Source organism: uncultured Microbulbifer sp. (assembly GCF_947489355.1).
Lineage (GTDB): Bacteria > Pseudomonadota > Gammaproteobacteria > Pseudomonadales > Cellvibrionaceae > Microbulbifer.
On record NZ_CANLDD010000009.1, the window covers coordinates 34298 to 49368 of the forward strand.

The 15071-nt window shown below is 51.3% G+C and carries 14 protein-coding genes; 3 read left to right on the top strand and 11 right to left on the bottom strand.

Annotated elements, in window-relative coordinates; genetic code table 11:
* Positions 1 to 649 precede the first annotated feature (649 nt).
* The 8 genes from Q1A48_RS06175 to Q1A48_RS06210 all read right to left on the bottom strand — a co-directional run bounded on the left by Q1A48_RS06175 (position 650) and on the right by Q1A48_RS06210 (position 7395).
* Positions 650 to 1252, bottom strand: coding sequence for a helix-turn-helix transcriptional regulator (locus Q1A48_RS06175; RefSeq protein ID WP_299942491.1), 603 nt, complete (start codon positions 1250 to 1252; stop codon positions 650 to 652).
* Between the two features lie 436 nt (positions 1253 to 1688).
* Positions 1689 to 2627: an esterase-like activity of phytase family protein gene (locus Q1A48_RS06180; RefSeq protein WP_299942493.1), complete on the bottom strand. Its 939-nt coding sequence runs from the start codon at positions 2625 to 2627 to the stop codon at positions 1689 to 1691.
* A 564-nt stretch (positions 2628 to 3191) separates the two neighbouring features.
* On the bottom strand, positions 3192 to 3413 hold the full coding sequence (locus Q1A48_RS06185; protein WP_299942494.1) for a hypothetical protein: 222 nt from the start codon (positions 3411 to 3413) through the stop codon (positions 3192 to 3194).
* A gap of 163 nt (positions 3414 to 3576) precedes the next feature.
* On the bottom strand, positions 3577 to 3972 hold the full coding sequence (locus Q1A48_RS06190) for a VOC family protein (protein WP_299942495.1): 396 nt from the start codon (positions 3970 to 3972) through the stop codon (positions 3577 to 3579).
* 118 nt (positions 3973 to 4090) lie between these two features.
* Positions 4091 to 4555, bottom strand: a complete 465-nt coding sequence (locus Q1A48_RS06195; protein WP_299942496.1) for a DUF3224 domain-containing protein — start codon at positions 4553 to 4555, stop codon at positions 4091 to 4093.
* A gap of 104 nt (positions 4556 to 4659) precedes the next feature.
* Complete coding sequence (locus Q1A48_RS06200; RefSeq protein ID WP_299942498.1) at positions 4660 to 4788, bottom strand: hypothetical protein; 129 nt, start codon at positions 4786 to 4788, stop codon at positions 4660 to 4662.
* A 403-nt stretch (positions 4789 to 5191) separates the two neighbouring features.
* Positions 5192 to 5881 carry a response regulator transcription factor gene (locus Q1A48_RS06205; protein WP_299942500.1) on the bottom strand — a complete coding sequence of 230 codons (690 nt, stop codon included), beginning with the start codon at positions 5879 to 5881 and terminating at the stop codon, positions 5192 to 5194.
* A complete protein-coding gene (locus Q1A48_RS06210) occupies positions 5878 to 7395 on the bottom strand; it encodes a histidine kinase (RefSeq protein WP_299942502.1) in 1518 nt (505 codons plus the stop codon). The genes Q1A48_RS06205 and Q1A48_RS06210 overlap by 4 nt, the downstream gene beginning before the upstream one ends.
* Positions 7396 to 7609: 214 nt before the next feature.
* On the opposite strand from Q1A48_RS06210, the gene Q1A48_RS06215 reads away from it, so the two are divergent.
* Together Q1A48_RS06215 and Q1A48_RS06220 are read left to right on the top strand one after the other, a co-directional pair.
* Positions 7610 to 8479, top strand: a complete 870-nt coding sequence (locus tag Q1A48_RS06215) for an ATP-binding cassette domain-containing protein (protein ID WP_299942504.1) — start codon at positions 7610 to 7612, stop codon at positions 8477 to 8479.
* Entirely contained in the window at positions 8479 to 11694 is a 3216-nt protein-coding gene (locus tag Q1A48_RS06220; protein ID WP_299942506.1) for a hypothetical protein, read from the top strand. Before Q1A48_RS06215 ends, Q1A48_RS06220 begins: the two co-directional genes overlap by 1 nt.
* A gap of 90 nt (positions 11695 to 11784) precedes the next feature.
* On the opposite strand, the gene Q1A48_RS06225 is transcribed toward Q1A48_RS06220, so the two are convergent.
* Both Q1A48_RS06225 and Q1A48_RS06230 read right to left on the bottom strand, forming a co-directional pair.
* Positions 11785 to 12486 carry a cytochrome c biogenesis protein CcdA gene (locus tag Q1A48_RS06225; protein ID WP_299942508.1) on the bottom strand — a complete coding sequence of 234 codons (702 nt, stop codon included), beginning with the start codon at positions 12484 to 12486 and terminating at the stop codon, positions 11785 to 11787.
* On the bottom strand, positions 12479 to 12889 hold the full coding sequence (locus Q1A48_RS06230) for a thioredoxin family protein (protein WP_299942510.1): 411 nt from the start codon (positions 12887 to 12889) through the stop codon (positions 12479 to 12481). Before Q1A48_RS06230 ends, Q1A48_RS06225 begins: the two co-directional genes overlap by 8 nt.
* 592 nt (positions 12890 to 13481) lie before the next feature.
* Between Q1A48_RS06230 and Q1A48_RS06235 the strand changes: the two genes are divergently transcribed.
* Complete coding sequence (locus Q1A48_RS06235; protein ID WP_299942512.1) at positions 13482 to 13688, top strand: cold-shock protein; 207 nt, start codon at positions 13482 to 13484, stop codon at positions 13686 to 13688.
* Positions 13689 to 14200: 512 nt separating this feature from the next.
* On the opposite strand, the gene Q1A48_RS06240 is transcribed toward Q1A48_RS06235, so the two are convergent.
* Positions 14201 to 14950 (bottom strand): SIMPL domain-containing protein, encoded by a 750-nt coding sequence (locus Q1A48_RS06240; RefSeq protein WP_299942514.1) that lies wholly within the window; start codon positions 14948 to 14950, stop codon positions 14201 to 14203.
* Positions 14951 to 15071: the final 121 nt, after the last annotated feature.

Below are 15071 nucleotides of genomic sequence, written 5' to 3' on the forward strand. Positions count from 1 at the left end.
ACCTTTTCCCGATGATCAGCCCTCCGAAGTAGTTCGGTTTAAATGTCAGCGCATACTGGGCCATGGTTCTCTCTGCACAATGGTTTCCAGGTGCCGGCAAGTTACTGACCCCTGCGTTGATCACAGGGCTTCCCGAGCCGGGAAACCTCAACCCTAAAGAACTAGCTGCCTTGATCGGGTTACACCCTTCAAGTGCGACAGAGGGATATTAAGGGGCAAGCGCCGAATCCAGGGAGGTCGTGTGCAGATCAAGGCCACCCTGTATATGGCAACACTCTCGGGGACAATTCACAGCCGGATTATCCGGAGTTTTTATAGCTACCTGGTCAACGAGGGCAAGCACAGGAGGTCGCGCAGAGGGCGGGTATAAGAAAGATAATTGTAGTGCTAAATGCGACAGCAAGAGAAGACTCTGACTGGGGAGGACATAATGTCAGCTGGCCCGGACATTCAACAAAGAGTGAGGCATTACTACCTTATGAGGATACTCACGGTACACGACCGCGTGATCCAGCAGGCTGTCAGCCGTAGTTTGCCCATTACGCAGATGACTATGTGCCACGAGCACATGGGTTGCGTAAACAACCCAGTGTAACTGCACAGAAGATGAGGGAGGGCGGGCTAGAAACCGGCCTTTACCCGATTAGGCCTAGTTCTCTGGAGTGACCTGGATTTCAAGGGGAATCCCATTTGAGGTCGTAAATTTAATACCCGCGGACTTATTAAATTCTGTCAGTAAAATCGGGCTTGAGACGTGCACAAAGCCGATAGCCCCTTTGAACTCATATACTTTAGTTTTTAAACGAATTTGATTCTTTGGAGTTTGTTGAGCAGAAACCTCAAATTTAAGCATATTATCAATACGCATTTCGCTCTCACCGCCCTCTTCATTCAGAAGGTGAATAGATGCTAACTGTTCGTTATTTGAACTGGCATCCACCTTGAGCATTATTGGTGATGCTACGGAGAGGGACGCATACAGTAATGATGCACTACCAAATGCCAGCATTGCCGAGAGATATTTTTTAACCCGCTTTGTGACGGAAAACTTTTGTTTCTCTTGAACAAGGATATCATCAGGCTTAACAGAAAATGCAGAAGAAATTGATTTGACGTGAGAAGCATTTCCACTTTTCTCAATTCTCTGTATGGTTCTTAAGCTCACTGATGCTACTTCAGCCAGCTGCTGTTGGCTCCATGCCCGCGTAGTTCTCAGGCTGATGATTTTCTTTGTATTTACTTTCACTTCCATTTTTCTGTCCTCTGAAAATTGAACCTATATTTTCAGTGGATCAGCCTTAATTAGTTACGACATTCTTGCGACATTTGTACGAATTATGTGCGACATCTGTACAAATTATAAACAAAAAGGCATAGTGCTTGCCAATAGGAGCGGCCGATAGTCCTAGTTATGGGGCATTGCTGAATAATAGATACTCCTGAATTATGCCATAAAAATGGCACTCACTACACTCCTGTCCCCTTCGAGCCTGTGATAAACAGGCCGTCGTCCTCGATAAAGTGGATGGATTGGGATTGCCGCGATAGCCTCCAATCGTTATGTATATTGAAGAAGCCAGTAGTTGAGTGTTGTTAGCCAGGACTTACTCTCGGCTGATTTGAATGGGTGGAAAACTTCGTGAGCCAGTCTGTTACCTTTCCATGTGGAACACCAAGGACTCAACTCACTAATGAACACTCTCAGGGAAGGCCAGTTGCAACAAGAGCGCACGGCGATCGTCGGGGTCCTGGATACGGCTGATATTGTTGTTGTCGAACAATATAAAAATACCCTGTTCGCCGACAGCCAATCCATCGCCCATCCCACCGGTGTGAGCCCCCTCATATCCTAGCTCCGGCGATTCCTCAAATGCCTGATAATCCAGGCACCATTCCGCTTGCAGGCTGGGCAGAGTTCTTTTGCACACGGCGTGGGCGCTGCGCTCCAAGGTAAACAGGGCCCCGTTAAAATAATCCAAGGCCGTCAGATCTTCGGAGCCCCCTTGAAATTTAAGCCCCGCGACAGGCGGCAACTTAAAAATCCGGACACTCCCATTGGGGCTGAGCTTTACCAAGCCACGGGGTTCTCTCTCTAACGCTATCCAAAAATCATCCTTCACTTTGACTATTCCTTCGCTGGAGAGATTGAACCCACGCAGGTAACCCTGGGCTTTTGCCTCCATCGACCAGTTTTTTTCCAGCCAATGGGCTTTGCCCTGCTTGTCTACTTTGGCAATACGGTTGAAGCGTTCGCTCAGTATATAAATAGCGTTATCTTTACAGCTGATTCCTTCAAAGTCCATTACGGAAGGCAGCCGTGTTAAATCCAAGAAGAAGTACCAAAGATTTGTGGGCTTGTCTTTCTTTGGCGGTCTGAGCCCAGAAATCTCTAGATAAGGCACCACCTTGGCACGCTTATTTTCCAGCTCAAGGGTATAAATTGTATCTGATTTTTTATCGGAAACAGTGAGTAGTTTGCCGTCACAAAAGCTCAAACCAGAAATACCCAGACCCTCGCTGTCATCCACCCAATAACTCGTCATCAACTTAGCATTACTAATTTCAGTGGCCAACCCTATGGAGGACAGCAGCGCACCAACAACACCAAAGAAAAGACGCTCAATCATAACCAGCTCATTTAATTTCAGAAGTCATTGAAGTGCAGAAGCCGAACTGGCCACTGAGGTTATTTATGACCGGAATAGCATTTTTCATTCGAAGACACTTCGTTCATCAAATTCAAGAAAATCTGCGATGTTGTGGCGAAATGCCAAAAAAATCTACTATTATGTGCTCACCAATTTCTATGCCAAAATCAGATAGTGCTCAGCATAGTAGTCCTGACCCCTATCGGCAATAACTCTAACAGCATAGACGGGTACCCATCGTGGAATACAGGAATTCAGTCACCCGCTCTTCGCTGTCCTAACGGTGGCTGGTGCTAAACCGTGCCCGGCGATGCGATCGCTCTGGCGGGTGATGCGTCCGAGCAAGTCGGAAGTCAGTGCGATGCTGCCTGGGTCATTAGTGTAACCATTCCTACGGCCAATACCCTTGTTGCCGCCACTAGTGTTGGCTTACTTTAGAACTTCAGTGAAGTCTAACTGGAAGTGAACTATTCACTTTTATTGCATGGACTGGTGTCAGACTTTTATACCTCCGTTTTATATTTCTGTCTTCTATGTAATTTTTCAGAATTTTATAAATACTGACGCACTGAGTGAACAAATGAAGACATGCATACTGTATTTGTCAGCAGTAATGATGAAGCAGTCAAATCTCTCACCAAAAAACTGCTGAACGAATTCGGCTGTAGGGATAGCCAAATCCTCGACCTTGGCGACATCAAGCATAGGAACGCAATGGAAGAAAATGTGCTGCTGTGGTGGCGACTGTACGAGATCTTCGGACACAGTGATTCCAATATTGGAATCAGAAAACGCTGCTCTCTGTGCCCATTTGTATGGTGTTGGCGGATTTTCCGATCAAATTTAGACGTATGGCCTGGAATGAATCATCTCGGCTTTACCCCTGGAGGAGGGGGAGACTACAGGGTCTTTTCCCCAATTCAACGATTTATTCAGGTAGGTGGCACACTGCCTCAACATTGTTACCATCAGGGTCTATCGTGAAAGCGCCATAGTAATGTTCATGGTAGGTAGGGCGTAAGCCGGGCTTACCGTTATCCTTGCCGCCACTTTCAATGGCTGCCTGATAAAATAAATTTACTGCCTCCCTATTGGCAGCCGAGAAAGCAATGTGTCTTGGCGTGTAGTTTTCTTTCACCTCAATAATCCAAAAGGCAGGCTTCCCCTCTGGGCCAAATGCACACATTCTTTGCATGGGGAACTCTGCATTCCACTCTGCTACAAATTCCATTTGCATTGCATAGCCAAGAGAGGCCATGGCACCTTCGTAGAATTCCTTGGTTGCCGCATAATCGGTTGAGTACGTGCTTAAATGGTCAAACATCGATATATCTCCTGATTGTTTCACTTGATCTGGTGATTACCAGAATCATTATTATCTTTACTGCCATTTCCCGGGAGAAAACTCAGAATAAACGCCCATCGTTATCCTAGCATATGCATTACAACTGATAGGTGAGCACATAATTATGCTGATCTTTTTCCCGAATTATTTGCATAGAACCCGAGATATTTTTCAATGCGCCTTTCCCGGAGCCTTGAAGAATATTAATCTCTAATCGTTGCGTCTCTCCAGACATATACCCATTGTGGACAAGGGTAAAGGACCCATTCTGTCCATCCAGACTGCCATTAAATTCCTCAATGGCTGTATATACCGCAATACCACCATCCGTTCTTTTGCTCAGCATTTGCCCGGCACCGTTACCAACAAGCCCACCTGTATATTTTTTTGAGAGAATCATCCTCCCTGCCGGGACAGCATCCTCTTTTTGGGGGTCCAGTTGGATCTCAAATTCTCCTGACGCTGACATAACCTGCTCCTTACTTTTAAAATCGCTGGCAAATGCACTGAAACCAAATTGTATCGAGAGTAACAATAGTAGGTTTGCTTTCAGTCTTCTCATACAGAGCTTCCTGGATTATATAGAGTGTCCATCACGCAATACACCGGCACATTCATCAGTTCAGACCACAGAGCTGAATACTGTAAATATATACAGATTGTTTTTCAATACCATAATGTCCTTTTTTGCGACAAAAAGAATACCCCTGTCTCTGCCTTGGCAATTTGACACATTGCTTCAGCCAATGGCTTGTCCTGTTTGGCCTTCTGGCTACAGGCTGTATCTCTATCCATACAACACTCCAACAAAAAACCAATCCGCTTAACCGGGCCTGTCCCGGTGTCTGGTAGCCGTATTCAGAAAGGTCAATATCGTGGCATCAGCGAACACTGCCCACTCGTTTCCAACAGCCGCCAGCCCAGGCGTATACGATTGTGTGCCATGCTGGTTGTGTTTTTCAAAAATAGCTATCTCTTATCCAGCCCTCGGCAACACAATACTGACGACTGTATCGCCAACAGTGCCCAAAATAGGGGCCCCTTATGTTCACAAGGGTTGAGAGATTGCAGACCGGGCACCAAATGCGCAACACAAAGCGGTGTACTTGGTGAATAAACTCGCTCCAGATTGAATCGCGGCACTCTCTACCTGGTTTCCCTGTTGATTTGAGCCGTCTGTTTGCAGGAGAACAAGACACTATTGCCATAGTCCCACAAGATTCCGCCGGAAAGCATTACCAATCTTCACCAGCTTTTCGCCCGCCAACCTGACTTTTTCCCTGTCCTGTGCAACTACCTTGTCCTTATTCACCAAAAAGGATTTATGCACCTGTATAAACCGGTCGCTGGGCAGGGTTTCGGCAAAATATTTAAGGGTGGCGGCGGTAAGCAGGCAAGAATCCTCCAGCCAGACCTTGACGTAATTGCCGTAGGCTTCAAAGCACTGCACCTTGTCCAGTTCGATTTTGCGATACGCCCTATCCACCCGAATCACAATATGGCTCGGCGCGACCGGCTCCACGGGTATTGCCGTTTCTCCAGCGCGGCGTCGCACCTTATCCAGCGCCTGGGCAAAGCGCTCGGCACTGACGGGTTTCAGCAGATAGTCGGTCGCATCCAATTCAAAGCCTTCCAGCGCATACTCCTGGTAGGCAGTGCACAGGACCACCTGTGGCCGGCCAAGCAGTACCTTCAGCATATCCAGGCCAGACAGCACCGGCATATGGATATCCAGCAGGATCAGATCCACCGGCAGTTTGGCCTGAAAAGCCAGGGCTTCAGCGGCGTTATAACACTGCCCCACTATTTCAATATCGGCGTGGGCGCGACTATGGTGCAGCAGCACTTCATGGGCCAGGGGTTCATCGTCAATGATCAGGGTGTTCACAGTTGTAACCTAAGACGGGCGTGCCAGTGCTGCCCTTGTGCTTCGCTTAGCAAGGTAAAGCGCTGCGGGTAACTTAATTGCAGGCGGCGCTTCAGGTTTGCCAGGCCTATGCCGCCCAAATCCTGGTTGGCAGTCTGCCCGGGCAGACTGTTACTGCATTCAAACACCAGCTCAGTGTCTTGCATCCGCAGGGAGAGCCGGATATAGCACTCATCCCGGCTGGCCGCTACCCCGTGTTTAAAGGCATTTTCCACCAGCATAATCAACAGCAAAGGGGCAATCTGCCACTTGCCATCAGGCACCTGGAAATCCGTTTCGATTCGGCAGCGACGCCCTGTCCGCACCTGCTGTAATTCCAGGTAGTTTTGCAAATAGACCAAATCATCCTCCAGCGACACTCTGGGTTTTTGCCCCTGGTAAACCACATAACGCAGCAGGTCAGACAGTTTCAACACCATAGGCGCGGCCTGGGCCGATTGTGCCAGGCACAGGGCATACAGACTGTTTAGGGTATTGAACAAAAAGTGCGGGTTAACCTGCTGTTGCAGCATTTTAAGCTCAGCCCGGGCCTGTTCCCGGGTGAGTTCGGCCAGTTCACGGGCGCTTTGCTGGCGTTCAAAGGCCAGAATCAAAGGCAAACTGACCGCCCAGATAATGGTCGCCACAAGCAGATTCAGGGTATCGAAGGGGTTATGGTTTTCCGAGGGCAACAGGCTCAGTTCGGCAATATTCAAGGGCAATTGCAATACCAGAGCGCCGAACAGCGGATAAGACAATAACAACCAGCCAGCACTGCATAGCAAAAATAAATAGATACCCTGGCCCGCCAACACCTTTCGGACCAGCAAATAACGATTGACCCAATAGTAGGTAAACACCACCAATGCCATCAGCAAAAATTGCCACAGGTAATACAGACTCAGCGGCCATTGCCTGAGCATCTGGCCAATATCGAATCTGGGTTCCAACGGCTGGTTGTGCATGGGGTCAGGGTTATACACAAAGATACCGCTCATCAGCATGACCCAACCCCCAAGACACAGCAGCAGGGCCGCATCCAGCGACAGCAGATTGCGCCACCAGGATGGCCCGCCACGGGTGCCCGGTGCTCGCTGGTAGGCCTGGTGCAACCAATACATCAGCGACAGCCCCGCTGCCAAGCTCCAAAACGGTCCACCCAGCATCAATTCCCCATTTCCCGGCAGCCTTTCCTGCACCGCCAGGCTGCAAGCCGGATAGGCAACAAATCCCAATAACCAATACAGGTAACGCCGCCAGCCAGATAAAGACGGCATGAGAAACTGCGCAATCAACAGCGGCAGGCTCTCTACCAGCAGTTGCAGTGCCGGCGACCAATAGAGCCTCCAAACATCGTGAACGCCGAAGTAGTAGCTGTGGTTTTGTAGTGTTTCGCGGTGCAGGCGGATTACCGTTTCCGCCAAGACCGCTACCAATACCGGCAACAGTGGCAACAGGGCTTGCCGGCGCGCGGGGGAACTGACCAATCTCGCCATGCTGGGGAAACCTGCTCGCAAAGCGTAAATGCCAATTTTTGGCTGGCTGTCAGGGCCTGTCAGTCAAATTATGACAAACCCGTCGTTTTTACTGATAAACGACAATTTACCCTGCTGAATCCATTATGTCACAAAAACCATCCGCTTCATCATCAAAGCCTTTATGCCGTATACGGCGAGATTTAGCCTGATAAAAAAGCCGCGGAATGAAGTGATGCTACAGCTCCACAATATCCACAAAACCTACCGGGATGGCACCCAGGCCCTTAAAAACATCTCGCTGCAGTTGGGCACAGGCATGCTGGGCCTGCTCGGTCCCAACGGGGCGGGCAAGTCCAGCCTGATGCGCACTATTGCCACCATACAGGCGCCGGACAGCGGCCATATCCTGTTTGAAGGGCGGGATGTGGGTCAAGAACCGCATCTGTTGCGCAGCAGGCTGGGTTACCTGCCCCAGCACTTCGGTGTCTACCCGCATATTTCCTGCTACGCCCTGCTCGAGCACCTGGCGATGCTGAAAGGCGTGAAAGACAAACCACAGCGCCGCCGACAGATTGATCAGGTGTTGGCGCTGACTAACCTCACCGGACATGCAACCCGGCAGCCGAGCCATTTTTCCGGTGGACTGCTGCAGCGCTTCGGCGTAGCCCAGGCCCTTTTGGGCAACCCGCAGATTCTGATTTTCGATGAACCCACCGAAGGACTGGACCCGGCCGAACGATTGCGCCTGCACCAACTATTGCACGATATTGCCCAAACACGCCTGGTGCTGTTCTCCACCCACATTGTTGAAGATATCGAGCATTTGGCCGGGCACACCGCCCTATTGCTCGGCGGTGCGATTGTCGCCAGCGGTCATACCCGCGCCTTATTTAGCAACCTGGACGGGAAGATTTGGCAGGGCCCGCCCAAAGACCCCTTGCCCTGCAATACGCAACTGCTTAGCCAGCGCCTGCATTATGGCAGGCCGGTGGTGCGCCTTTTCAGCGAGCAGTGCCCGGCTGCGGAATTTGAACCCGTTCCGCCCAGCCTGCAGGACCGCTACTTTCTGACTCTGCAAAAGCACACGGGAGAGATTGCCTGATGGCTGGCGCGCGCATTATCAACGAGGTGCAACTTAACCTGCGTCAACCGCTTTGCTGGATACTGGCACCATTGGCGGGGCTGTTCGGATTTTTTGTCGGTCGGGGCATCCACGTTCGCCAGGCAGAACTGTTCAGTGATCCACACCTGCTACATCTGGTGGGGGCCCTGTGCATGATGGCGCTGCCCTGGGCAACCTGCCTGCTGGCCGGTTTCGCCCTGTATCGCGCCACTGGCCATCAGATGTACGAGTTAACCCTCGCGACTCCGCTATCACAGGCCAGGCAGCAGGCCATTCAGGCCACCGGCCTCTGTCTGGTGCTGATCCTGCTTGGCATACTGGCAGCGCTTGGTGTGCAAGCTGGCCTGATCAGCAGCGCCGAAAAGCTGCCGGATATACTTGGCCTGCTGATTGCGGGATTAAAATTACAGGGCTTGCAACTGCTGATCGGTATACCGGCAGTATTGTTGTTTGTGTCAGTCTTCTGGCTGCTGCGCAACCTAAGCCCATCGCCGCTGCTGGTTTATCTGGGCGGCTTGTTGTGGTTTATCAGTTATATGCTGCTGGCCAGTGCCAGCGGCTCGCCGCTGATGGCGAGTTCCCAAACCCCCACCCCCTGGTTATTAAACACGATGGGGTACCTGGATTGGTTTGGTCTTTCGGTGCTGATGGCCAAACAGCCTGATTTGATCCTGCTTGGGGCAAACAGGATACTGGTATTGCTTGCCGCCTTCACCATAGCCTTTACCGCTTTTCACCTGGCCGGGCGCTGTTTCACGTCTTGGGCAAAACCCGCATCACAGCGTCCAGCCCAACAGCGCGCGCGCACGCCAGCCGTGTTTGCCTTTACTGCGGTTAAACCACAGGGTTTTGTACAGTTTACAGCCCTGGCGCGCCTGCAATGTGCGCAAGCTTTTAAGCGCCCGATGGTGTGGCTACTGGGCCTGGTCTGGTGTTTTGTGGTCCTTGGTGAAACTTACCCGTCTCTCAACCAGGCAGAGCCAGGCGCACTGCTGGCCGGGCTAAGTCTGGATGCCATCAACCGTTTTATGTGGGATCTGGTGCCGCTGTTTGGCTCAATGCTGCTGCTGTATTTCAGTGATTGGCTTACCCGGCGCGATCAGCGGTTGCATTTCACGGGTATTCTTCATGCCCTGCCCCTCTCCCCATCTGCCGTGCTCCCGGCCAGAGTGGTCAGCCTGCTCACCCTGCTCCTGGCATTTTTGCTGCTGACCGCCCTGGCATCCATAGTGTGCCAATGGCTGAAACAAAGCCCCATCGGGCTGGGTGACTACGGGCGTTTTATCCTCTACGCGGGACTGCCACTGGCAGCCCTGGGGACGGTGTTTGTGGCCATTCAGGCGGTTATACAGAACCGGCTCGCTGCACTGTTACTCTGTTTTCTGCTGTTGATCCTGCGCTTTACCCCCCTTGCCGACCTGCTGGGTCTGCATCACCCTTTGCTGCGCCCGTTTGCAACACCGCTGATGCCTGCAGATGGGTATATTGGCTATAGTGCCAATCTGGACGGTTTCCGGGCTTTTACCCTGTTCTGGTGGCTGCTGGCAGCACTGCTGCTGCTCACCGCCATTCTGGCAAACCGGCAGGGCCGAAAAAGCGGCGTTCACTGGCGAAACATTCCGGCCTTGCTGGGCCTTGCCGCACTGGCCAGCTTGCTGGTGCAGCAAGGGACAGACATCCAGACCGGCCTAGATGCCAATGGTCGCAACTTGGACCCGGACAGCCGCGCCGCCATGCTGGCTGACTACGAAAAAGGTTATCGGTCTTTTGCCGAGCTGCCCATGCCGGTAATTGCCCGGGTCAACACCCGGGTGGATTTCTTTCCCAAGCAGCGCCAAGTGCGGGTTAGTGGGCAATATCATTTGGAAAACCCGCACGCCCAGGCTGTACGAACCCTGTTGATCGGTGAATACTGGCAAACCCCGTTAAGCCATATCAGCCTGGATGCAAAAGCCGAATTGGAATACAACCGCAAGCTGGGCCAGCGGTTATATCAATTGGCAACGCCACTGCACCCGGGGCAATCCCTGAGTCTGGATTTCAGCCTGGTGCTGGTACAAAACGGTTATCAGCCGCTGCCCACGCATAAGATACTCACTGAAGATTTCAGCTATCTGCGCGCTATTCCCTACTTCCCGGTTATCGGCTATCTGCCAATACGCGAACTTGGCAGCGAGGACTTGCGCCGCCAATTTGATCTGCCGGAAAAACCGCAGCAGTCTGTGGAACTGGCCCTGGCCTCAAGGGATAAAAACAAGGATGGCTACGACTGGTCGCTAATGGAAACTCAGATCTCGACCCCCTTGGGTTATCAGAGTTTTACCCAGGGCGAGCTGGTGAAAAGCTGGCAGCAGGATAAGCGCCAGTTCCGCCGGTTCGTCACCCAGCAGCCGGTGCGCAACCTGCAGGGATTTATCGCCGCGCCATTGAAACTGAGCACCCGGCACTTGGACGGGGCAAAATTACAAGTGGCCTATTTGCCGCAACACCAGACCAATGTGGAAATGACGCTGGATGCCATGGCGCAAACAGTCAGTTTTTTATCCACACATATTGGCCCCTATAATGGCCATACCCTGACCCTGGTAGAAAAGCCGGATATGGGCCCCACCGGCTACGCCCTGCCGCAATTATTGCTTATCGGCAGTGGGGTCGGCTTTCGCGCCTTGCAGAATACGGAATTGCCCTACAGCCAGGCCTATCGGCGCGCCGTGCATGAAACCGCGCACCAATGGTTCGGTCATTGGTTTGGCAATGGTATTGCGCAAGACAGCGCCTTCCTGGTGGAATCCCTGGCCAAGTACGTAGAGCTGGTGATGCTGGAACGTTATCGGGGCAAGGCTGCCATGTTGGCACTGGTCGCCTATGAGCGCGCACGTTATGAAACTGCCGAGGGCCATAACCGCCAAGCCCTGCTCAGCCTGGTCAGCGCCGACTCTCCCCATGATCAGTATGCCCGCGCTACCCTGGCCTTTGCCCGGCTGCGCCAGACCGTGGGTGATACCCCTATCCTCGCCGCCCTTGGCGAGCTGAACAAAAAGCATGGCTACCCTGCCCCACCCGCCAGCTCTGTGGATTTTGTCAATGCCCTTGTGCGCCAGGCCCCCGCCCAGCGCGAATTGATCGAAACCCTGTTTACCCGCCCCGTGCCCGTAGCTCAGTGGCTGAGTGAACTGGCAACAGAACAACCGTAACCATGCCCACAGAGTAGATTGATTCCGCGACTGCCGAATTCAAAACTGCCAAGCCAGCGGTTTTGAACTTCGGCCTAAGATGAGGGGCTGTTACAGGCTCAGCGTCCACTCGGGCATCCAATTCAATGCCCAAGTCTCCAGTACTTTGTCAAATCCACTCAGCACCATGATGCCAAGCAGCAACAGTATGATGCCGAGTAGCACCTTGCCGCCGATTGCAAATACCCCAATCGACGGCGAGAGGCGACTGTAGATTTTCCGTGACAGGCCTCCGGCGATAAGCAGTGCTGCGCCAGTACCCACCCCGAAAGAGAACATCACCATAAACGACTGACCCAATTGCTGCCCCATGGAAGCGAGCGCAATAGCAGCCCCCAGAGTGGGACCAACACAGGGCAACCAGATCATTCCCGTGAGAAAGCCAATACCAAATTGCCCCGCCCAGGCACCGTCACCGGCAATGCCCGCACCGGCTGTGATCTTCGATAAGCGCAATGTCAACCAATCGGAAAGTGGCTTGATCAATAGCACAAGAGCAACAACAATAAGCAGAATCGCTGCAATATAGCGAAACAGCTCGGGGTCCAATCCCAGGGAGACCAACAGGAAACTCAGCACTGTGCCTGCCAGAGCGAACGACAGGCTGAGCCCTGTGGCAAGCGCATAAGGGCCCCAGCGCCCGGCACTGCTAGAGGCGCCAACCACCATTGGCACCAGGGGCCAGACACAGGGCGAGAGAATACTAAGCGTACCCGCAAGCAGGGCCAGCGGAATCGCACTGAACTCAAACATGCTTGGCGCAGGCCTTCACGGAATTAAAGATATTCTGGCGAATGACATCGGGGCGTGTTTCAGCAACGCTGAACCAAACCTGCTCCGCCCCCCGGTAAAGCAGCAAGGTCGACTGCCGAGGCGCGCGGAAATGCTTGACCCATTCTTTCTGTTGGTCGAAGTTCACCTCCAGAATTGTCAAACCGCACTGGGGATTCTCCTTCTGGAACTGCGTGAGAATCTGCTTTTGCTTTTTGCAGGTAGGACACCAGTCTGCTCGCACATCAATCAAAACCGGCTGCTTGGCAAGCTGCAGTTCCGTGAAGCGCGCTTTGGAAAATGCCTCCCCCGCTGATACCTGGGGTACGACTAGCAGTAGTGAAGTGACAAGTAGTGCGGGAAGAAACCAGTGGAGAACTTTCATACCAATCATATCCTCAATATAAAGGGGCGGGAGACCACTCAACCGTCATCGGTTACATCACTAACTTAGTCGCCATTCACAGCAAACCATTACATATCCTGGCTGGAAATTTCATAGCAGACAAAACTGCCACGTTGTGGGTGCTCTCTGCGCCAAATTCGAGCCTGCAGAGCGGGAGCTGAATGCTGCTGTTAAGCTGAGCTGTGGCAGGTAGCGAACGGCTGAAAAGAGGCACGGTTAATTCAGTTAGGCAGGACGCCATGATGGACCAGTAAAAGTGACTCAGCCCGGTAACCAGATCGCCAGCCACCCGGAAATCCCACCTGTGGTAAGCACGCAAGACAGGTTTGGCATGAAATTTGCGTTAAGCACCCCCTGAGATCCCTCCCTTCCCCTATAAGCCCAAAAACCGCTCGATATTCACATGATCGCCGTCTTTACCTCTTCCTTGTGCTAACAAACAGGCTTAAAAGCGAACTTATTGCTCAAAAAACGCTCACTCAATTCCCTCGCCACGATACCTCGCAGGTATATTTATAGCCGGTGAATTCGGGTATAATTGGCCTTTTAGCAACAATCAAGAGCAGAGAGAATGAGAAAAGGTACCGTTAAGTGGTTCAATGCCGACAAAGGCTTCGGCTTCATTACACCGGATGACGGTAGTAAAGATTTGTTTGTTCATCATTCAGAAATTCAAGCGGGCGGTGGATACGCAACATTGGCCGATGGCCAAAAGGTTGAATTCGAAGTTGGACAAGGCCAGAAAGGTCCTTGCGCAAACAAGGTCGTGCCACTGTAATAGCCAAGAGACGACCGAAGAGTAAACGTCGTCTCAATGCGAAAGCCCAGTATTTGCTGGGCTTGATATGAGCCACCCGACACCAGCCCAGGCTCTCCCGGGCTAATAGTATATTTCCCGATATTTGACACAGACTACCGGGCCGGAAGGAACAGCTCATTAGTCAATCGCTTTGGCCTCCAGTGCGTAAACAAGATTTTCCTGCTGGCAACCCGCTTCCGCAATACTCAGATGAATCACAAGCCGCTAAAATAATATCCCACTGGGCCTGATAATTGATGCCACATCCGAATCAGCCCCCAGAGAGAGGGATAAAATACCGAAACTCTGAAAATTGTGCCTCCACCAACCCGGAGATCAAACACCGCATTTCAGTATATTTAAACGCCAGCCAAGAAAACCCAGCCCATATTACGTATCGCTGCTTGATTTCCCTCGACTATCGCCATCCCAACTTCATTGGCAGCACTGCTTTATACCTCCTGATTAATCCACCCATATTTTTTACCAGATTAATGGTTGGCAGCATTATCTACGATAAAATCAATTGAAATACCGGCTTCATATTCAATTTCATCAAAGGAACTTTCCCTGGTATAGCTAACTTCACCCGCTTGTTTGGCGCTGCCAATCCTGCTGCCCGTGACAATCACCTCTTCTTCTTCAATCTCAAACAGCCTAATATCAACCGGAGTCAGCTGCATGCCAAGATTGGTTTCAAAAAACGTTTTTTTATCTAATAGTTTTTGAAGTGCCAACTCGGTTACCTGCTGTTCGAACGCCTCTTTTTTGGTATGCTCAAAGAATGTATTGGAAAATTCAACTTCTTTTTTGGCATCAGCAACCGCCGCAACTTCCCTCAGCTGGGATTCATCAGTAATGCTGACAGCCATACGATTCACAACGCTATAACTACTGGGTTTTTTCCCAAGCCAACCGTACTGGGGAGAGGTGGAGAATTTAGCGCTTTTTATACTATCACCGGATATGCCAGCCTTAATCAGGGATTCGGAGATGGAGGCCCTTAAGTCGGCATTTTCTGTGATGGCAACAGAAAGGAGCTTATCTTCTGTTGTGACAATCAAACTCACGGTTGCCTTATCGGTATAGGCTTTCTTTTTGGCGTTTGCATATAAAGTTATCACTTTTTCTTTTGGATGAAGAAGCCTTCTCAGCTCATCGGGATTACCTGTGAGTTCTGCCGATGAAAATCCTGCTGTTGGAATAAAAATAAGTAGTATCGCAATGATATAAGTTTTCATAACTGCTCCTGATTTTACTGGTTTTTCCGAATGTAGAATCTCAGAATTGGAGGTCTGCTGAGTAGATGCAAAGATACCACGATAATGAAAACAATCGCACTTCAACCAGGGTTGTTCACTG